Source organism: Brachybacterium sp. AOP24-D1-21 (assembly GCF_052378665.1).
GTDB lineage: Bacteria > Actinomycetota > Actinomycetes > Actinomycetales > Dermabacteraceae > Brachybacterium.
On sequence record NZ_JBQSXX010000001.1, the window covers coordinates 1,394,583 to 1,414,217 of the forward strand.

The 19,635-nt window shown below is 67.7% G+C and carries 15 protein-coding genes; 7 read left to right on the forward strand and 8 right to left on the reverse strand.

Annotation, left to right across the window (positions count from 1 at the left end):
* Window positions 1-43: 43 nt before the first annotated feature.
* The 3 genes from ACT3UF_RS06270 to trxB all read left to right on the forward strand — a co-directional run bounded on the left by ACT3UF_RS06270 (window position 44) and on the right by trxB (window position 4,712).
* Entirely contained in the window at window positions 44-2,992 is a 2,949-nt protein-coding gene (locus ACT3UF_RS06270; protein WP_444608169.1) for a hypothetical protein, read from the forward strand.
* Window positions 2,989-3,555: a hypothetical protein gene (locus ACT3UF_RS06275; protein WP_444608170.1), complete on the forward strand. Its 567-nt coding sequence runs from the start codon at window positions 2,989-2,991 to the stop codon at window positions 3,553-3,555. The genes ACT3UF_RS06270 and ACT3UF_RS06275 overlap by 4 nt, the downstream gene beginning before the upstream one ends.
* A 92-nt stretch (window positions 3,556-3,647) precedes the next feature.
* On the forward strand, window positions 3,648-4,712 hold the full coding sequence (gene trxB / locus ACT3UF_RS06280; RefSeq protein WP_442332315.1) for a thioredoxin-disulfide reductase: 1,065 nt from the start codon (window positions 3,648-3,650) through the stop codon (window positions 4,710-4,712).
* A 3,334-nt stretch (window positions 4,713-8,046) separates the two neighbouring features.
* Here the strand turns inward: trxB and ACT3UF_RS06285 are convergent.
* Window positions 8,047-9,099 (reverse strand): ParB/RepB/Spo0J family partition protein, encoded by a 1,053-nt coding sequence (locus tag ACT3UF_RS06285; protein WP_441444893.1) that lies wholly within the window; start codon window positions 9,097-9,099, stop codon window positions 8,047-8,049.
* A gap of 100 nt (window positions 9,100-9,199) precedes the next feature.
* Between ACT3UF_RS06285 and ACT3UF_RS06290 the strand changes: the two genes are divergently transcribed.
* Window positions 9,200-9,724 (forward strand): hypothetical protein, encoded by a 525-nt coding sequence (locus tag ACT3UF_RS06290; RefSeq protein ID WP_444598850.1) that lies wholly within the window; start codon window positions 9,200-9,202, stop codon window positions 9,722-9,724.
* Between the two features lie 297 nt (window positions 9,725-10,021).
* Here the strand turns inward: ACT3UF_RS06290 and ACT3UF_RS06295 are convergent, their stop codons facing one another.
* The 7 genes from ACT3UF_RS06295 to rpmH all read right to left on the reverse strand — a co-directional run bounded on the left by ACT3UF_RS06295 (window position 10,022) and on the right by rpmH (window position 14,541).
* Window positions 10,022-10,903 (reverse strand): ParA family protein, encoded by an 882-nt coding sequence (locus ACT3UF_RS06295; RefSeq protein ID WP_441444922.1) that lies wholly within the window; start codon window positions 10,901-10,903, stop codon window positions 10,022-10,024.
* Window positions 10,904-10,937: 34 nt separating this feature from the next.
* Window positions 10,938-11,612 carry a 16S rRNA (guanine(527)-N(7))-methyltransferase RsmG gene (gene rsmG / locus ACT3UF_RS06300; RefSeq protein ID WP_441444895.1) on the reverse strand — a complete coding sequence of 225 codons (675 nt, stop codon included), beginning with the start codon at window positions 11,610-11,612 and terminating at the stop codon, window positions 10,938-10,940.
* 8 nt (window positions 11,613-11,620) lie between these two features.
* Window positions 11,621-12,427, reverse strand: coding sequence for a Jag family protein (locus tag ACT3UF_RS06305; RefSeq protein WP_444598851.1), 807 nt, complete (start codon window positions 12,425-12,427; stop codon window positions 11,621-11,623).
* Window positions 12,428-12,494: 67 nt separating this feature from the next.
* On the reverse strand, window positions 12,495-13,604 hold the full coding sequence (gene yidC / locus ACT3UF_RS06310; RefSeq protein ID WP_442332263.1) for a membrane protein insertase YidC: 1,110 nt from the start codon (window positions 13,602-13,604) through the stop codon (window positions 12,495-12,497).
* 85 nt (window positions 13,605-13,689) lie between these two features.
* Window positions 13,690-13,986 carry a membrane protein insertion efficiency factor YidD gene (gene yidD / locus ACT3UF_RS06315; RefSeq protein WP_441444898.1) on the reverse strand — a complete coding sequence of 99 codons (297 nt, stop codon included), beginning with the start codon at window positions 13,984-13,986 and terminating at the stop codon, window positions 13,690-13,692.
* Window positions 13,983-14,351, reverse strand: coding sequence for a ribonuclease P protein component (gene rnpA / locus ACT3UF_RS06320; RefSeq protein ID WP_441444899.1), 369 nt, complete (start codon window positions 14,349-14,351; stop codon window positions 13,983-13,985). The genes yidD and rnpA overlap by 4 nt, the downstream gene beginning before the upstream one ends.
* A 52-nt stretch (window positions 14,352-14,403) precedes the next feature.
* On the reverse strand, window positions 14,404-14,541 hold the full coding sequence (gene rpmH / locus ACT3UF_RS06325) for a 50S ribosomal protein L34 (RefSeq protein ID WP_442332264.1): 138 nt from the start codon (window positions 14,539-14,541) through the stop codon (window positions 14,404-14,406).
* 388 nt (window positions 14,542-14,929) lie between these two features.
* Between rpmH and dnaA the strand changes: the two genes are divergently transcribed.
* The 3 genes from dnaA (at window position 14,930) to recF (ending at window position 19,630) form a co-directional block, all read left to right on the forward strand.
* Complete coding sequence (gene dnaA, locus ACT3UF_RS06330) at window positions 14,930-16,618, forward strand: chromosomal replication initiator protein DnaA (RefSeq protein WP_441444901.1); 1,689 nt, start codon at window positions 14,930-14,932, stop codon at window positions 16,616-16,618.
* 608 nt (window positions 16,619-17,226) lie between these two features.
* A complete protein-coding gene (dnaN, locus tag ACT3UF_RS06335; RefSeq protein ID WP_441444902.1) occupies window positions 17,227-18,351 on the forward strand; it encodes a DNA polymerase III subunit beta in 1,125 nt (374 codons plus the stop codon).
* 19 nt (window positions 18,352-18,370) lie between these two features.
* Complete coding sequence (gene recF / locus ACT3UF_RS06340; protein WP_441444903.1) at window positions 18,371-19,630, forward strand: DNA replication/repair protein RecF; 1,260 nt, start codon at window positions 18,371-18,373, stop codon at window positions 19,628-19,630.
* Window positions 19,631-19,635: the final 5 nt, after the last annotated feature.

The window sequence follows — 19,635 nt, forward strand, 5'->3', positions numbered from 1 at the left end:
ACGTGACGGGCACACCCCCGCCGGACGACGAGAAGGACGGGCCGTGAACACGAATTCAGAGCCGGACGCATTGCGGTCCCGGTGGACGCTGGAGGGCACGATCCCTCTGACCGGCGTCGCCGAGGGCGCCTCATGGCGTCGTGCCCGATCGGTGGCGACCGGTCAGAGCGTGGTCCTGTACATCGTGCACGGCGACACCGCCCTGGAGGCCGCCGACGCGGTCCGCCGCGCGTATCTCGTCGACGACCCGCATCTGCTGCCCGTCCAGGAGATCGTGGTGCTCGACGATCCACGGGAGACCTCCTCGGAGCAGCCCTCCTCCGGGAATGCGCAGGGGCCGACGACGGTGGTGGAGTATCTGCTGCCCCCCGCACCGCCGCTCGCGGCGCTGCTGGCCCGCGGCCCGCTCCACCCGGAGACCGCCCGCGCGATCATCGGCGAGGCCGCGACCGGGCTCGAGGCCGCCCGACGCCGCGGCGTGCGCCATCAGCTGCTCGACTCCAACCGGGTGTTCGTCGATACCCGCTCAGGCGCTGTCTTGATCCTCGGGATCGGGGTGGAGGCCGCGTCCCATCCCGGCCTCGACAGGTCCCGCGAGGTGGCCTCCTTCCAGGACACCGCGGCCCTGGTCGCGCTGCTGTACCGGGCGCTGACGGGCCGCAGCCCGCGGCACGACGCCCAGGGGAACGTGCCCCGGCCCTCCACCGTGGTGGACACCGAGATTCCCCAGGACCTGGATCTGCTGTGCGACCTGGTGCTGAATGAATCGGCCGACGAGATCCCCGAGACCACTCGCGGACTGATCGAGGCGCTCGAGCCGTGGCAGTCCATCCCGGTGACCCTCGAGGCATATCCCCGCCGGGCACCGCAGGAGCCCACACCGGCCGGGACCCCGGAGCCTTCGCCGTCGGACGCCCCCGAACCTTCCTCGGAGCTTGCCCCACCACCGGTGGAGGCCACGCCCGAGGCCGCGCCCACGGAGGACGGGGCGCAGCCCGCAGCGGACGGGACGCAGGACGGCGGGGAGGGCGAGGACGAGCTGCTCGAGAGCACAGCACTGATGCAGGCCGTGCCCGACGAGGACACGATCGCTCAGGCGCCGTCCGACAGCCCGACTGAGAGCCCGGTTGAGAGCCCGGTTGAGAGCCCGGCTGAGAGCTCTGCCGCTGCACCGGGCGCCGGTTCCGCCAGCGCTGCGGGCGCGACCGGCGCCGCAGCAGCGTCCGGTGCCGCAGCAGCGACGGGTGCCGCGGGCATCGCAGCGGCTGCTGCAACCCCGACGCAGCCAACCTCCGGCAGCGAGAGCTATCACTACGGTTCTGCCGACGCTGATCTCACTTCCGACGGTTCAGCGCCTGACGTCGACGCCTCACCTTCCGCAGCGGCAGAGGACCAGACCAATCAGGCCGAAGCAGCCGACGAGGCTGCCAAGGCTGACGCGGCCGACGAGGCGGCTCGCCAAGCGGCCCTGGCCAGGGCCGAGGAGGCCCGGCGCGCCTCCTCAGAAGCGAAGGCTCTGGTCACAGACCTGCAGCTCGACGAGAAGCGATCCAGCAGCCCCTTCCCGGGCCACCTGGAGATCACCCTCCCGACCCGGCCGCAGCCGACGTCGGGCCCGGCAGCGCCCACGGACCCTGCTGCAGCTACGGGCCCAGCGGCGAACGGGGCGGCCACGCACCCGGCGCCATCGTCCGCAGGGCCATCGTCCGAGGGGCCTCCATCCGCAGCGCGATCGTCCGAGGGGCCATCGTCTGAAGCGCCGTCCGCCCGCGCGGCCGGCGCGTCCAGCGCCCTCCCCGCAGGAGGCCTCACCGCCGGTGCCGCTGCAGGCACCGCTGCTGGCGCCGCTGCGGCTGCTTCTGGCACAACTGCCGCTGGCGGAGCGAACGCCGCCGACCTGCCATCGCGTTCCTCCGGCACCCACTGGCCGGTGGCCCACGGTGCGGAGCAGGCTGACGCCCCGACTCTCGCTCCCGACCAGTCCCCGTCGGGTTCCGACGTGCGAGCGCAGCAGCCCCCCGCTGCGCCCTCGGAGATCAGCGTCGCCTCCACCCCGGACCATTCAGCGCCGATCCCCGCGCAACCGGTCGTCCACAGTGCTGACGAGCAGTCGGTCGCTCCGGTTCCGGTCTCCGGTCGCACAGCATCCCTCGCACCCGTCCGAGAAGACGGACCGATCGTGGTCCATGGTCGAGATCGCACTCGGTTCGACGACACCCCCGACGAGAGCACCGCGCCCTTCGCCCGCAGCTCGCTGCTGCGAGATGTGGTCGGGGTGGCCGTGGATGCCGACGCTCCGGAGACCTTCACCATGGGTCCCCGCGATGAGGAGAAGCGTTCCCTGCAATCGCAGTGGATCATCATCGGCGGCGCCATCGTGGTGATGGTCGCACTGGTCATCGCGCTCACCTCGATCACTCGCGACCTCAGCGGGATCCTGGAGGACCCGCTGGCCACCTCCGCACCCGCGGCAGAGGCCCCCAGCGCGGAGCAGACCGGCGAAGCCCCGGTCGAACCGACCGCCGAGGCGACCGAGGATCCCGCCCTTCCCGCACCCGAGGTCACCGGTGTCGAGCTCTTCGCCGAGGGGAGCGATCGGGAACCCGACCACACCGACCAGCAGGAGCTGCTCACCGACGGTGACCCCGCGACGTTCTGGTCCACGAAGCACTACGGGAGTCCCGACTACGGAGGCCTGAAGGAGGGCGTGGGGATCCGCCTGAACTTCGCCGAGCCCTCGACGCTCACCGCAGTGACCCTCACCACCGCACGCAACAACGGCGGCACGATCGAGCTGCGGGCCGTGAACGACGACGGCTCCCTCGGGGACGTGCTCTCGACCGGCGAGCTCGCCGGGGACGGGGAGGTCCGGCTCGAGACCCCTGAGCCCTTCGAGGCCGAACGGGTCGCGCTGTGGATCACGGAACTGCCCCCGGACAGCAACGAGACCGGCCGGTTCCGCGCCCGCATCGCAGAGATCCAGGTCGAATGACCTCGCGGTCCCCCCGTCCTCCATCCCCCCGCAGGGGGACGGAGAGCGCTGCGCGTCAGGTCACGGTCCTGGGCATCCCCATCCCTCTGCTGCTGATCGCGCTGCTGGTCGCTGGCCTGCTGGGGATCCAGCTCGCCGGCGCGCTGGAACGAGCCACCACCAGCAGCTCCCACTCGGCGTCGACCTCGGTCGACTCCCTCGCCGGAAGCGGGAAGAATTCGGCGGGCGTTCCCGTTATCACTGAGACGACGCTCGGCACAGAGGTGCAGCGTCTGATCGACACCGGCACCATCCAGCCGATGACGAGCTTCGATGCTGCACAGTGCCTACGGGAGCAGAACATCCCGGAATCGATCCTGATCATGGAGGAGGTCGCGTGGGGCGGCGAGGAGACATCGAGCTGGTTGCTCGTCCACGGACCGATGGACCGCGAGACGTTGCGTGCCAACGGCGGAACCGTCTCCGCCACCGTGGTCCTTCCCGCCTGCGGCACCACCGGGGACAGCACTTCGACCCAGGAGAACAGGCTCTGGTCCGGTGACGTGATGATCGGCCCCCTCTGACCTCATGCGGCGAACGACCCACCCGCCGCGCAATACTCGATGGCGGTCCTCCCGCCGACCACCTACGACAGTTCCCATGGAAGGACACCCCCATGACGCAGCCCATCCAGGCGCTCAACATCCTCGGCGGCACCCCGCTGTCCACGCAGCCGGCCGCAGCACCAGCCGCTGATATCGAGCAGGATGAGACGGTCCACGAGGTCGTCATCGTCGGCTCCGGCCCGGCCGGCTACACCGCAGCCATCTACACCGCGCGTGCCGAGATGAACCCGATCGTGATCGCCGGTGCCCTCGACGCAGGCGGCGCGCTGATGACGACCACGGACGTGGAGAACTTCCCCGGCTTCCCGACCGGCGTCCAGGGGCCGGAGCTGATGACGAATCTGCAGGAGCAGGCTGAGCGCTTCGGTGCCGAGATCATCTATGACGACGCGGTGCAGCTCGACCTGGAGGGTGAGATCAAGACCGTCACCCTCGACGACGGCACCGTCTACCGTGCGAAGGCGCTGATCATCACCACGGGTTCCGAGTACCGGAAGCTGGGGATCGACGGCGAGGAGGCGCTTTCCGGTAAGGGGGTCAGCTGGTGCGCCACGTGCGACGGATTCTTCTTCAAGGACAAGGAGATCGTCGTGGTCGGCGGCGGCGACAGCGCCGTCGAAGAGGCCACCTTCCTCACCCGCTTCGGCAAGTCCGTGACCCTGGTGCACCGCCGCGACGAACTCCGTGCCTCGAAGATCATGGCTCGCCGGGCCGAGGCGGATCCGAAGCTGAGCTTTGCGTGGAACAGCGAGCTGGTGAGCATCAACGGCATCGACAAGGTCGAGTCCGTGACGCTTCGGGACACTGTCAGCGGCCAGGAGCGCGTGCTCGAGACTTCTGCCGTCTTCGAGGCGATCGGGCACCTGCCCCGCACCGATCTGGTGCGCGGAAAGCTCGAGCTCGATGACGAGGGATACATCGTCTGCCAGGGCCGCTCGACCTTCACCTCCGTGCCCGGCGTCTTCGCTGCGGGAGACGTCGTGGACCACACCTACCGCCAGGCGATCACCGCGGCCGGGACCGGTTGCCAGGCGGCCCTGGACGCCGAGCGCTGGCTCGCGGACACGGCTGCCAACGCCCACGCCGAGCAGGTCCTGGCCGCCGCCGGTCAGTGACCTCCACGCCCCAGCAGACCACCACCGGCAGCCCTGAATCGCCGGTGGTGGTCCTGGTGAGCGCCTCGTGGGCTGGGCCGTCGCGCCCGGCGCCTACGGTGCTCAGGGAGCTCAGCCGGCGCTGGGGGCCGAGCATGCTCGCTCTGCTCGTCGAGGACCCCGAAGGCGACGTCCTCGAGCAGTGGGGTATCGACATGCTTCCCACCTGGATGAGATTCCGATCTGCTGCTCTAGAGGCCGCCCCCGATGACGCAGAGGAACGGCTCACCGTGTCGTCCCTGTGTGGTGTCACCCCGAATGGGGAGAGGCTCCTGCTGGAGGGGCCCTGGACGTTGACGCACCGACGCACGGGTGCCCTCGCCAAGCATGTGGTGGAGACGGAATTCGGACCGGACTCGCGGCACTGAGGGGGACGCACGTCCTGCTCCGCGGCTGTCAAATCACCTAGGACTGCAAGCGCTGACGTGCATGGATCAGGTTGTGCACAGTGTTGTCCACATGTCCGTCCACATTAGTGGACGGGTAGATCCACAGGGTTATCCACAATTGGGTGTGCACAAGTGGGGAAAGCCGTCGACCAGGCGCTTTGCTGGGAAAGCTGTCCTGACCTGCAGGAACACTGTCCAAGCGGCGGGAGATCGGCACCGCTGGTTCACGTGACCTTGCACATGCGCGTGTGACGACACCGAATCTGTACACCTGTCCGGATGTAGTTGTCCACAATGTTACGCACACTGTGCATGACGGGCACCGCCCGCTGCTTGACATGCATCTGCTGCCCGTAGCGAATGTGCACGAACGCCGTGGCCGCTGGCGGGGACTTTCCAAGTCTCGGGAGTCACGTGAAGCGACCGCAGGTGAAAGCGACGGCAGTGAACCGGCATGCACGCCTTGCCCTGCGGCCCGTGTGCGCGCAGCGCCCCTCCGGAAGAAACTGATCCCTCTCCGTCTGCTGCCGTAGGTCGACGTGGCTTGGGGAGAGTGGAGGAGTGCGGGCTCGGGTTCGGTGCGCCGATCGCGCAGTTCCTCGTGAAACCTGGACCGCGCGATGTGTTGCCTTCGCCGGCTCGCCGGGAGGGGCGTTACGTCCATGTTTCACGGGCAACATCGCGTCGCCGCCCCCCGCCGCGCAAGCACCGACCCTGCGCCGGGTGAAGCGTCGCGCCACGCTTTGTGCTGTGGTCGACTTCCACCGTGCCTCGGTCGGGCGCAGCCGGGCTCGGCCCATCCACGTTCCACGTGGAACTGAGTTCGAAATCATCAGTGATACCAAAGGCGGGTTGAGAGTTCGCTTGTACGACTAAGACCAGCCACCGCTCGGGCAAGTTTTCACCCGGGTAGCGATCCGCTGCGCCTTCCCCAGCACCGGCTCATCTAGCTACACACGTTTCACGGGGAACACAGAGTCGCGGTCGCACGTCGCCCTTAGCCCGTGCTGCGGAGCTGGCGAGAGCGGCCTACGGTCTACTACCCGTCCACGATTCACGGGAAACGAGGACGGCGAAGTGAACCCGGAGGCCGCCTCAGTGGGGACGTCGATCATGGTGGCCCGCCTCCAGAAAGGGCTCGTCCACAGCACAGACGCCAGGAGGGAAGTCCATTCCCCATTTGGCCAGCGGATTCCAGGCTCCGGCGACCACGGCGCTACCCCACACCTGGGGGACGTTTCACGCGAAACCATCGCAAGATCCCTAGTTCTCGCTTGATCCACGTGAAACGTTGATCCAAGGCGCTGTTGGCCCATGAGCTTGTCTCCTCCTCGCCGCCCTTCCTTGACCTCGCAGCAGTTCTATAGGCTTTCAAACGCTAATGACCGGTAGCCGCCTCACGGCACCGGCGCGCACGATATCGATGTTTCACGGGGAACGATAGGGAGGCGCGGCTTGCGAGGTCTCCCCGCTGACGAGCGGCCATAGGAGTCCGGGCCGCGCTCAGTCGTGTCGTTCCAGGCGAATCTCGACCTCCGGCGGGGGCCCATCTGATGCTGGCCATGTTCCACGGGAAACTGAGCTCGTGGGGCAACAGTTGGGAAGTGGCGATGCCCTGATGTCCGCCGTCGCCACCCCGGCAGCCTGCCTACCATGCACATCCCAAGCACGAACTCATACGCGTTCCACGTGAAACTCTCGCGAGGGCACAGTTCCACGTGGACCCCGCCATATCGCACCAAGTGACGCTCTGGAGAGAAGATTCCGAAGGTCGCCGCCGAATCCAGGATCGGTCCAGGGCGCGAAATGTGGGGGGGGGGGGGGGGGGGGGGGGGGGGGGGGGGGGGGGGGGGGGGGGGGGGGGGGGGGGGGCCCCCCCCCCCCCCCCCCCCCCCCCCCCCCCCATCCCCGGTTCCCCGCTCTAGGTAGTGAACGTAGGGGTAAGCGGGGCTCTCGAGTCGTCGTTTCCCGTGAAACGGTGACCATGCCCAGGGGCCGACCAATCCCTTCCAGCGTACGACCGACGTCGCCGAATCGATGGCTTGACGCTGCGTTCCGTGCGTTTGCGACCACGCAGAGATGACCGCACACCAGCCCCCGTTTCACGTGAATCGCGGGGTTCGATCTAGGCTGCCCGTTAGCTGGACGACTGTCACGCCCATGTTCCTGAACCAACCGCCCAGGGAAGTAGGTGCATTAGTCCGTGTTTCACGTGAGTCGGGCCTATCGCTGCCGGGCCGAATGTCGTCCGAGGCGAGCACGGACGCCACCACGCACATCGGCGTCGTCAGCAACACAACAATTCTCAGCCAGCCCGAGAGGACGTTTCGCGTGGAACGGCGCCAAAGAGCAGCCGGATCGGAGGGCTACTGGAGCACAGCCACAAGGTCCGGCAGTCGTGCCACGGTCGAAGATCCCCGGCGGCCTCGCCGGGGTAGCAGGGTCGCCTCGTACCCAAGGAGGGCTCTATCCACATGTCTGTACACAATGGTGGATAACCGAATAATGGGGCACTGACCTGTGCATACGCCGCTCAGACGGAGACGCTCTCTGCTTCTCCCAGAGCGGATAGACCACCACTACATAGATCAGCGCTTATGTGACCTGACTCACTTCGTGCAAGGTAACTGACATATGCGCCCACTACGTCGTGTCCGCGACCAGCACGTCCTTCAGTCTCTCCAAGCTCAGGGATCTGCCGGCGCGAGGGGCGATCGTTCTCTCGCAGGCGCCCGCTCGGTACCGGAATTCTCCAGGGCCGGGACTGCGTCCTCACACCAGGACCGCGGAACACTTGACGGGCCCCGCTGCGGTCACGAACAGACGCTGGACGCTGCTGACACTGAACAGCAAAGGAGGGGCTCGCAATATCTGCGGGCCCCTCCTGGTGTGCTGCTCGTGCCTGCTCAGTCTTGCGCGGCGTGCTCCCCATCGGGCAGGGGAATGTCCAACCCCATGTTCTCCACCAGACGCTCCAGATCCTCGAGGTTGCTGAACTCGAGGGTGATGCGCCCCTTGCGCTTGCCGACATCGATGCGGACGGGAGCTTCGAGGCGGTTGGAGAGACGACTGGTGAGGTCCACGACGTGCGGGTCATAGGTGGTGCGGCGAACGGTGCGGGTACCGGTCTCCTGGCCTCCACGAGCGACCAGACGTTCGACCGCGCGTACGGAGAGCCCTTCCTGCACGATGCGCTGTGCGAGCTCCTCCATCAACGTCGGGCTGTCGAGGGAGAGCAGAGCGCGGGCGTGACCAGCGCTGATCGCGCCGCTGGCGAGCCGGCGCTGCACCAGGGCGGGGAGACGCAGAAGACGCAGAGTGTTAGTGATCTGAGGGCGGGAGCGGCCGATGCGCTCACCGAGCTCATCCTGCGTGCACCCGAAGTCCTCGAGGAGCTGCTGATAGGCGTTCGCCTCTTCGAGCGGGTTCAGCTGAGTGCGGTGAAGGTTCTCCAGCAGGGCATCGCGAAGCAGGTCATCATCGCTGGTCTCGCGGATGATGGCGGGAATTGCGAGGAGCCCTGCTCGGCGTGCCGCGCGCCAACGGCGCTCACCCATGACCAGCTCGAAGGATTCGCCGTCTTCGGTGACGGGGATCGGGCGCACCACCACGGGCTGCAGTACGCCGACCTCACGCAGCGAGTAGGCGAGCTCATCGAGCTCGTCGTCGTCGAACATGGTGCGAGGATTGCGAGGATTCTCCCGCACCTCATGGATCGGGATCTCCGCGAACTCGGCCCCGGGAACACTGACCAGGCCACGGGTTCCGGTGAGCTCTGTCGGCGGCTCGTCGCTCCCGCTCTCGTCCTGCGCGATGTCGTCCTCTGAGTTCGCGGGCTCAGACTCAGGGGCAGCATCCTCGGAGTCCTCGGCAGTATCCGTGGGCTCCGGAGGGAGATCCGTGGGCTCCTCCGCGGGAGCCGGGGCGGGGGCGTCGGGCTGTGCAGGGGTCGACGTCACCGTCTCCACGTCGACGACCGGGCTGTCCTCGCTCTGGCGGGGCGTGGTCTCGCGCGGGGACGTCGGAGCCGTCCCTGCGGGCTCCGCAGTGGACGCAGAAGTGGCCTTCGCGGGAGACGACTTCGCCGAGGCGGGCTTCGAAGCGGCAGGCTTCGAGGTGGTGCGCTTCGCGGTCGTCGAGGAGGAAGCGGAGGGCTTCTGGGCCTCAGCCGTCGGGGAGGCAGCTGCGCCAGCGGTCTCGGCGGCTGCGGCCGCTCCGGGTGCGACAGCCGGCTCAGCCCCAGTGGCCTTCGTCGGCGCGGTGCTCTTCGTCGGCGCTTCGGTCTTCGCCGCGGTGCTCTTCGCCGCGGTGTTCTTCGTCGCGGTGCTCTTCGCTGCGGCGCGCTTCGGCGCCGGGGCCTTGGCTGCAGTGCTCTTGGGGGCGGCCTTCTTCGCGGTGCCGCTGGAAGAGGAGGTGCTGCGGGAGGACCGTGTCGAGGTCGAGGTGTTCGAGGATTCCTTCTGCGGCTCCTCGTCAGCTCCCTTGGACTTCGTGGACGCAGCCCCGGAGCGTGCGGCACCGGAACCATTGGTGCGCCCGCGTCGCTCCGCCGCTGCGCGTGCCATACCGGTGGCCAGATCATGAGCGCCGGCACTGCCTCGCTGCGCGCGCTCGGTCTCGCCGACCTTCTCCCCGGAGAAGAACATGTCGACCGGCCGGGGGGAGCTGGAACGTCCCTCGGTCGCATCGGACGGGCGCGTGCGCGTACGAAGCTCCTGCTCAGGCGCAGGCCTCGAACCGGCGCCTGGGATCAGGGCGCCGAGTCCTCGACCGAGTCCTCGCTTCTGCGTCATGGCCATTGTCCTTCCAAGAAATATCGTCGCCATCGGGATGTTGACCGGGTGTGCGCGCGTCTTCGCAGCGGGTCCCGGTCAGGGGAGATCAGGGTGCGGGGCGGGTGTTGAGCTCGTGTGCGGCTGCCCGGTAGGCGAGCGCCCCGCTGGAGGCTGGATCGTAGGTCAGGACGGTCTGGCCGTAGCTGGGCGCCTCGGAGATCCTCACCGACCGCGGGATGCTGGTCTCCAGGGTCTGGTCCGGGAAGTGTTCGCGCACGTCCTGGGCGACCTGAGCCGCGAGGCGGGTGCGGGCGTCGTACATGGTGAGCATGATCGTGGAGACCACCAGGTCCGGATTCAGATGCTGACGGATCAGATCGATGTTGTTCAGCAGCAGCGAGAGACCCTCGAGCGCGTAGTACTCGGCCTGGATCGGGATCAACACCTCACGGGCCGCGACCAGCGCGTTCACGGTCAACAGCCCCAGCGAGGGAGGGCAGTCGATCAGCACGTAGTCCAGCCGCTCGAGCCCCTGCTGATCGCGCTCCTCGAGATGATCACGGATCGCGTTGCGCAGCCGGTTCTCCCGTGCCACGAGCGAGACCAGCTCGATCTCGGCGCCCGAGAGGTTGATCGTCGCGGGCGCGCAGAACAGGCGCTCCATGTCCGGGACCGGCTGGATCACGTCGCTCAGAGGAGCGGATTCCACCAGCACCTCGTACATGCTGGGCACCTCGGCATGATGGTCGATGCTCAGCGCCGTCGAGGTGTTCCCTTGCGGGTCCGCATCGATCACCAGCACGTTCAGGCCGCCCATCGACAGCGCCGCGGCGACGTTGACGGTGGTCGAGGTCTTGCCGACCCCGCCCTTCTGATTCGCGACCGTGATCACACGGGTCTTCTCGGGACGAGCGAAATCGAGACCCTCGAGCTTCTTCCTACGGGCATGGTCCCGGGTGAGCTCACGCATCAGCGGGGTGTCTTCCATCGCGCCGCGCCCCGGGGAGGAATCATCGCGCTTTTCAGCCACGTGCGTCTCCCTTCCTGGTCGCCTTCGCACGGCGACGCACTTGGACCACTGTAGTGGGAACCTCGACCTCGCCCACGCCGTACTGGGAGATGGTGGGATCCACGCCTCCGAGCTTGCTGAGGACCTTCTGAGCGTTCTCGACCTCATCCGCCGCCGAGGAACCCTTCATGGCCAACAGCATCCCGTCCTCGGCCACGAGCGGAAGCGTCCAGCGGGCCAGCTTGTCCAGCGCAGCCACCGCCCGCGCGGTCACCACGTCGAAGGACCGCACTCCGTGCAGCTCCTCGGCCCGGGCGCGGACCACCTCGAGCCCCAGAGCCAGCTCGGCGTCGACCTCCTCGAGCCAGGTGGTGCGGCGCTGCATCGTCTCTACCAGCGTGACCTGCAGGTTCGGGCGGGCGATCGCGATCACGACCCCGGGCAGGCCGGCCCCGGAGCCGATGTCGGCCAGGGTCGTCGCAGTAGGGGCGGCGCTGTCGATCGCGTCGACCATCAGCGCGCAGTTGAGGAGGTGCCGCTCCCACAGCCGGTCCACCTCGCGCGGGCCGATCAGCCCGCGCTCCGGTCCCTGCTCAGCGAGCAGCGTGACGAAGCGCTCCGCCAGCTCGAGGCGATCTCCGAAGAGACGCTCGGCTGTCGGGCGGAGGGAATCGGGAAGGGGCTGCACGGTGCGCCTCAGGATGCCGGGTAGATCACGACGTGGCGGTTCTTGCCATCACCATCGGACTCCGAGCGCAGACCCTCGCGCTTGGCCACGTCATGCACGACCTTGCGCTCGAACGGGTTCATCGGCCGCATCGAGACCGGTTCGCCGGACTCCTTGGCCTCGGCGATCGCAGTCGCGGCGAGTCCCTCGAGGCTGCCCTTGTGCTCCGCACGGAAGCCGCCGATGTCGAGCATGAGGCGCGAGCGGTTCCCGGTCCGGGTCTGCACGGCCAATCGCGTGAGCTCCTGCAGCGCATCGAGCAGCTCGCCCTTGGGCCGGTTCAGGCGGGCCAGCTTGTCGGCGCCGGCGATCTCCACGGACGCCCGGTCGCCATCCACGTCGATGTCGATGTCGCCATCGAGGTCGGCGATGTCCAGCAGCTCCTCGAGGTAGTCGGCGGCGATGTCGCCCTCCTCCTCGAGCCGTCGCATCCGCTCCTCAGTGGTCTCGACGGTCGCCTCCGGATCCTCCGGGTCCTCCGAGGACTGTTCGTCGCCCTCCACGGGGGTGCTGTCAGCAGACGCACTCCCGGAAAGTGCGGCCTCGGCCTCCACGGCGTCGTCGGCCGCGGATTCGTCGGCCGCGGATTCGCCGGCCACGGATTCGTCGGGTGCAGTCGCGTCGGGTGCGGACATGTCGGAGGCTGGCGCGTCAGCCGCAGCCTCGTCGGGCGAGGACGGAGTGGCAGCGGACGCAGCCGCGTCGAGCGGCGCGGTCGACGCCTCCCCTCCCTCGTCGGTCACAGGAGCATCAGCGATGGGGTCATTCAGGTTCATCAGGAGTCCTCCGGAAATGCGGGATGTGGGGTGCTCCCCGGGAGCGGCTGTGCTCCCGGGGGCGAGGTCACTTCTTTCGCTTCTTCTTCGCGCCCTTGTTCAGGGCGTTCGATCCCTGCGAAGGAGGGGGCGGAGTCTCGCCCGCGGCCTCCAGCGCCTTCCGACGCTCCTCGGCGGCCTGGGCACGCAGAGCCCGAGCACGTTCGAGCTTCTCCTCGTCGGAGAGCTTCTTGCCGCTCTTGCCCTTCGAGGGCTGCACCCGGATCGGAGCCTCGGGCTCCGGCTCGGCGGAGATCTTCTTGGGCGGGGTGAAGTCCAGCGGCTCGAGGCCCTTCTTCGCCCGCTTGGCGTTGATGCGCTCGTGCTTCGCCTTCTCGGCCTCGGTGCCGGGAGTGGGGGTCGCACGGATGACGATGTACTGCTGGACGAAGGTCCACACGTTGGTGGTCAGCCAGTAGACGAGCACACCGATCGGCATACCCGGCCCCGTGATCACATAGATGAACGGGAGCATGTACAGCATCATCTTCTGGGTGCTGGCCATGGGGCCCTCGAGGGCCGCCTTGGGCATGTTCTTCATGGTCAGCGACTTCTGGGTGAAGAACGTGACTCCGGACATGCACGCGATGATGAGGCCGGAGACGATCATCGTCGTCATCCCGCCGTCACCGGGCTTCAAGAAGGAATTGGCAATGGTGACGTCGCCGAAGAAGGTCGCGGTGCTCGCGCTCTCCGCGAGCGACTGGGTGAGCGGGCCGAAGCCGTCGCTTCCCTCCGCAGCGGCCTCGGGAAGCTTGTTGAACAGCACCCGGAACAGGCCGAAGAAGATCGGCATCTGCAGCAGCACCGGCAGGCACGAGGAGAACGGGCTGGCGCCGGCGTCCTTGTAGATCGCCATGGTCTCGTTCGCCATCTTCTGGCGGGAGTCCGGGTCCGTCTTTCCCTTGTACTTCTTCTGGACGGCCTGGAGCTCCGGGGAGACCATCTGCATCGCGCGCGAAGCACGGATCTGGCGCACGAACAGCGGGATGATCAGCGTTCGCACCACAACGGTGAGGCCGACGATCGAGAGCACCCAGGTGATGCCCGCGTCCTTGTCCATGAACAGGGACAGCAGCGCATGGAACTTCACCATGAGCCATGCGACGGCCCACTCGATGGGATACAGGGGGTTCATCGGCCTGGTCTTCCTGCCGCACGGATGCGCATGACGTTCATACGAGGTGTCGGCTGTGGTCGGGAATCTGAGATAAGGGTAGGCCCTAGTGGGCCGGGTGCCGCAGTCGGCGTGGATTCGTCCACATGCCGGGGGCGGGGACCGGGTCGGGGCCCCCGCGGGTGAAGGGGTTGCACCGCAGGATCCGCCAGCCGGTGAGCAGCGTTCCCTTCAGCGCACCGTGCACACGCAGGGCGTCCATGCCGTACTGCGAGCACACCGGATCGTAGCGACAGGCGGGCGGCGTATAGGGCGAGATGCCCACCTGATAGCCGCGCACCGGGAGCATCAGCAGCCGGCGAGGCAGGCGGGTGAGGGCATGAATCCCTCGCCGCTGGCTCATCCGGCGTGCTCCAGGCGCCGGGCGAGCTTGCGCTCGGCGGCGGCGAGGGCGGAGTCCACGTCGTCCTTGAGTGCAGCGAACTCCTGGTCCTGGATGCCGGGCAGGGTGCGCAGCACGATCGCCGACCCTGCCGGCAGGGTCGCGAAGTGCGGGCGGACGATCTCCCGCAGCCGCCGTGTGACGCGGTTGCGCACCACGGCGTTGCCGACCTTCTTGGACACGACGAATCCCACGCGGGGTGCTTCTCCTCCCTGCGTCAGCAGGGCGAGATGCACGACCACGTGGGATCGGGCGCTGCGCACTCCACCGCGGGTGACCGCTCGGAACTCGTCACCGGAATGGAGCCGGTGACTGGACCAGCTCACGGTGCCACGAGTGTCACGAGGAGTGCGCCGGGAATCGCCTCGACGAGTCGCCTCAGGCGGAGAGCTCGGCGCGGCCCTTGGAACGACGGGCGTTCAGGATGGCGCGGCCTGCACGGGTGCTCATGCGTGCGCGGAAGCCGTGCTTCTTGGCGCGACGACGGTTGTTCGGCTGGAACGTGCGCTTGCTCATGGTTCTCCTCGATCGTGGGCACGGACATGCCCCTCGCGGTGGTCTGTGGTCTGCTGCACGAACGGGAAGTCCGGGCGCACCCGCCGAGGCGGGGCGGCTGCCGAGGTCCGATCCGATGCCGGAGTGGGCCCGCAGTGGATCCGGGAAGCGTATCGGGACGGCGCGCAGCGCTGACTGCACGATGTTAGGCGCGGGGGTGCGTGGGGTCAACGGCTTGAGCCCTCAGGAGGCCGGTTGTGGCCGGATTCTCACTCTTCCCGGGCGTTTCGGGGTGATCGGGCCCGTGGGAGGTGTCTCCCGTCCCGTTGTCCACATCCTCGATCCACAATACAGAAGCTATTGTGGAAAACTGTCCCGACCGCCCGCTCTACCTGTAGGGAGAGACCTGATGAACGAGGCGAATGCCGACGCGATCTGGGAGCGCACGCTCCAGACCCTGCGCCGCGACGACACGGTGTCCCAGCGTGTCATCGCCCTGCTCACGCTCTCCCGGCTGATGGCCGTGGTGGCGGACACCGCGCTGGTCGCAGCGCCTTCTACCTCGGCGAAGGAGCTGTTCGAGCATCGGGTCGCCGGGTCTCTCAAGGCTGCCCTCAGCGAGGCCACCGGGCGTGACATCCGCTTCGCCGTGACGGTGGACGAGTCCCTGCTGCTCGAGGAGGACACCGATTCGCCGGCCTCCCCGCCGTTGACCTCCTCCTCCGCTGCTGGCAGTGCACATTCTGTGGACAGAGATGTGGACAACGCCCCTCACGACCTCCACAACGCCCCGTTCCGCCGCAACGAGGGCTCGATCCTGCCCTCGACCGGACACGTCGGGCGGCCCGCCCTGCCGGGCAGCAGCTCGGCGAGCTCCGCCGGAGGTTCCTCCGCTGCGGACCGCTTCGCCACCCACCCGGGCTACCGCGGCCGCGCCGCAGACGATCCCAGCGCCTACTCCGGTCTGACCGGCCCCTCGGCGCCCTCTCCCGGGCCTGCGCCGCGCCGTCCCACCCGCAACGGCGCCTCGCGGATGGGCGAGGATTCGCGGTTGAACAGCAAGTACACCTTCGACACCTTCGTGATCGGTGCCTCGAACCGGTTCGCGCAGGCAGCAGCGTCGGCGGTCTCGGAGACTCCGGCCAAGGCCTACAACCCGCTGTTCATCTACGGCGGCTCGGGTCTGGGCAAGACCCATCTGCTGCACGCCGTGGGCCACTACGCCCAGAGCCTCTATCCCGAGGTGGTGGTGCGTTACGTCAACTCGGAGGAGTTCACCAACGACTTCATCAACTCGGTGCAGTCCGGCCAGTTCGGCAAGGCTCAGGAGTTCCAGAGCCGGTACCGGGACATCGACATCCTGCTGATCGATGACATCCAGTTCCTGCAGCGGGCGCCGGAGACCATGGAGGCGTTCTTCCACACCTTCAACACGCTGTACAACTCGGACAAGCAGATCGTGATCACCTCCGATCTGCCGCCGAAGGAGCTGGGCGGGTTCGAGGACCGCATGCGCTCGCGCTTCGAGATGGGCCTGATGACCGACGTTCAGCCACCGGACCTCGAGACCAGGATTGCCATCCTGCGCAAGAAGGTCGCGCAGGAGAACACTGGGGAAGTGCCCCATGACGTGCTCGAATACATCGCCTCGCACATCGCCACCAACATCCGTGAGCTGGAGGGGGCGCTGATTAGGGTGCAGGCGCTGCACTCCCTCTCACGGCAGCCGATGGACGTCACCCTCGCCGAGACCGTGCTGAAGGATCTGCTCTCCCACGATGACGGTGCGCAGATCACCGCGTCGACGATCATCGTCCAGACGGCGACCTACTTCGGCCTGTCCGTCGAGGAGATCGTGGGCACCGGTCGCTCCCGCCGCCTGGTCTCAGCCCGCCAGATCGGAATGTACCTGTGCCGAGAGCTCACAGATATGCCGCTGATCCGCATCGGTGACGAGTTCGGTGGCCGCGACCACACCACTGTGATGCACGCGAACAAGAAGATCAGCGAGCTGATGAAGGAGCGTCGGGCGATCTTCAACCAGGTCACCGAGCTCACCGCCCGCATCAAGAGCTCGAGCTCCGCGTCTCGTCAGTGAGGCGGCGCCCGCTCGGAGCGGGCAGCTGGGCCCGGAGAAGAACAGAGCAGGTCAGCACGGAGTTCTCCCCAATTGTGGATAACTCTGTGGAAACTGTGGAACTACAGCTGTTCCTGCAGGAGCCGATGTGCACGGGCGAATGACAAGAATTCCCTCGATCAGTGCCTCCATGCACAGCCGACGCACGACGCGCTGACACTCCTCAACGATCCGTCCACGCCGATGGAGATCGTAGTGACCTGCAGTGATGACGGTTATCCACCAGATCCACAGTCGTGAAGAAGAGGACTGTAAGTACTTGCTCGACGGGGATGTGGACGGGGAGGGCTGCTCGGGAGCGACCGCAGAGCCTGTGATTCTGGGTGCTGGGGAACGACAGGAAGCCGGGACCAGGAGGGGTCGGCTCCCGGGGAACACGGCGGGATGAGTGCGCGAGCAGATGTTCTCACCACGGCTGAAGCGGGGTCCGGTGACCATGGAAGTCAAGGATCCTTCCCGGTGTGTCGGCGAGAGTCCTCAGGAACCGATACGCTGTGCTCGGTTCGGCCGCGGCACATGACGCGGTCGATCTGATTCCGTCATTCGACCACTGCGAAGGAGTGGCAACGGTGAAGTTCCACCTCGATCGCGGCGTCCTCGGCGACGCCGTCTCCTGGGCCACCCGTACCCTCCCCGTCCGTCCGGCGATGCCGATCCTGCAGGGGGTGCGGATCGTTGCCGAAGCCGGCGGCGAACTGCAGTTCTCGACCTTCGACTACGAGGTCAGCGCCCAGATCCGGCTCGAGGCCGAGATCGAGCAGCCCGGTGAGGTGCTCGTCCAGGGACGGATGCTCTCCGACATCGTCCGGGCCCTGCCGAACAAGGACGTCTCCATCGCGCTCGAGGGGACCAAGCTCCAGGTCCGCTGCGGCAGCGCCCGCTTCGCCCTGGCGACCCTCCCCGTCGAGGAGTACCCGCAGCTGCCGAGCATGCCCCCGGTGGCCGGCTCCGTCGCGGCGGACGTGTTCGCCGAGGCGATCTCGCAGGTCACCGTCGCGGCTTCGAAGGACGACACCCTCCCGCTGCTGACCGGCGTGAAGGTCGAGATCTCCGGCGAGACGATGACGCTGATGTCCACCGACCGCTACCGCCTGGCATTGCGCGAGCTGACCTGGAACCCGTCGACCCCCAGCACCGAGCTCACCGCCCTGGTCCGAGGCCGCACCCTCCACGAGGTGGCACGCTCGCTCTCCACCGGCGGCAGCGTCGAGATCGCACTGTCCGATGACTCCTCGGCCAACCTCATCGGTTTCGAGGCCGGCGGTCGTCGCACCACCTCCACGCTGGTCGACGGCGATTACCCGCCCGTGCGTCGCCTGTTCCCGGACACCTCGGCGATCACCGCCGTGGTCTCCACCGGCAGCCTGATCGACGCGGTCAAGCGCGTCTCCCTGGTCGCCGAGCGGAACACCCCCGTGCGGCTGTCCTTCACCGAGGGCCAGGTCGCCCTTGAGGCCGGCGCCGGCGACGACGCCCAGGCCAGCGAGGTGCTCGAGGCGCATCTCCAGGGCGAGGACCTCGTGGTCGGCTTCAACTCCGGGTTCCTGCTCGACGGCCTCGGCGCCCTGGGCACCGAGTTCGCCCGGCTCACCTTCACCGACTCGATCAAGCCCTCCGTGATGACCGGTCAGGACTCCCTCGAGGGTGAGCCCGACAACTCGTACAAGTACCTGATCATGCCGATGCGGATCTGAGGGAGGGAGTGCTCCCTCCGTGCAGCTGACCTCGCTCGAACTCACCGATTACCGCTCCTACCAGCGGCTCTCCCTGCCGGTTCAGCCCGGCATCACCGTGCTGGTGGGGAAGAACGGGCAGGGCAAGACCAACATCGTCGAGGCCCTGTGGTACCTCGCGACCCTGTCCAGCCATCGGGTCCCGCACGACGCCGCCCTCGTCCACCGCGGCGAGAGCACCGCGATCATCCGTGCGAGTTTCCTGCGTGCGGGTCGGCCGCTCCAGATCGACCTCGAGATCACGCCAGGCAAGTCCAACCGGGCACGGCGGCAGGGACAGAACATCTCCCGCCTGCGCGATCTGCTCGGCGAGGTCCGGGCGGTGCTCTTCGCCCCCGAGGACCTGGGCCTGGTGAAGGCCGATCCCGAAGGCCGCCGCCGATTCCTCGATGAGCTGCTGTTCGTCATCGCCCCGCGCTACGCCTCGGTCAAGGCCGATTACGACCGGGTGCTCAAACAGCGCGGCAACCTGCTCAAGCAGATGCGGTCGATGCGCCGCGGCGGAAGCGGCCGCAGCGTCGGCGGGCTGGATCCCGCAGACACCGCTGCCTCGACCCTCGAGGTCTGGGACCAGCAGCTCGCCCGCCATGGCGCGGAGCTGCTGCGCGCCCGCCTCCATCTGGTCAACCGCCTGCGCCCCCACCTCGGCTACTCGTACCTGCGCGTCGCCACCGACGAAGGCGCAGACCAGGCGCTGGATCTCCCTCCTGATCAGCGGGGCGAGGTCAGTTCCCCGGCGGACATCCTCTACCGCTCCGAGGTGCTCGACGGCCTGGGCACCCTGCCGGGCACCCTCCCCGCCACGCGCGAGATCCACGACCGGATGCTGGAGATGCTCGCCGCCCGGCACGACGAGGAGATCGATCGCGGGGCCACCCTCACCGGACCCCACCGCGACGACATGGAGATCCGGTTGCACGAGTTCCCGGCCAAGGGCTATGCGAGCCATGGCGAGTCCTGGTCGCTCGCCCTCGCCCTGAGGCTGGCCTCCTACGATCTGCTGCGTCTCGAGGAAGGGGATCTCGGTGACGGCGAGCCGATCCTGATCCTCGATGACGTGTTCAGCGAGCTCGACGCCTATCGCCGCGAGCGGCTGGGTCGGATCGTCACCGGTGCCTCCCAGGTGCTGATCACCACCGCCAACGATTCCGACATCCCAGATTCTCTGGACGGCGAGATCCACGTGGTCGAGGTGAGCCTGGGAGAGGCAGTGCCACGTCAGAACGGCGGCGGGCTGTGACGGGC

Coding starts and splice junctions, on each gene's coding strand:
- dnaA (WP_441444901.1), top strand. CDS start 14,930: ATGAACGAGGCGAATGCCGACGCGATCTGGGAGCGCACGCTCCAGACC.
- ACT3UF_RS06295 (WP_441444922.1), bottom strand. CDS start 10,903: ATGGAAGACACCCCGCTGATGCGTGAGCTCACCCGGGACCATGCCCGT.
- ACT3UF_RS06275 (WP_444608170.1), top strand. CDS start 2,989: ATGACCTCGCGGTCCCCCCGTCCTCCATCCCCCCGCAGGGGGACGGAG.
- trxB (WP_442332315.1), top strand. CDS start 3,648: ATGACGCAGCCCATCCAGGCGCTCAACATCCTCGGCGGCACCCCGCTG.
- rpmH (WP_442332264.1), bottom strand. CDS start 14,541: ATGAGCAAGCGCACGTTCCAGCCGAACAACCGTCGTCGCGCCAAGAAG.
- yidC (WP_442332263.1), bottom strand. CDS start 13,604: ATGAACCCCCTGTATCCCATCGAGTGGGCCGTCGCATGGCTCATGGTG.
- yidD (WP_441444898.1), bottom strand. CDS start 13,986: ATGAGCCAGCGGCGAGGGATTCATGCCCTCACCCGCCTGCCTCGCCGG.
- ACT3UF_RS06305 (WP_444598851.1), bottom strand. CDS start 12,427: ATGAACCTGAATGACCCCATCGCTGATGCTCCTGTGACCGACGAGGGA.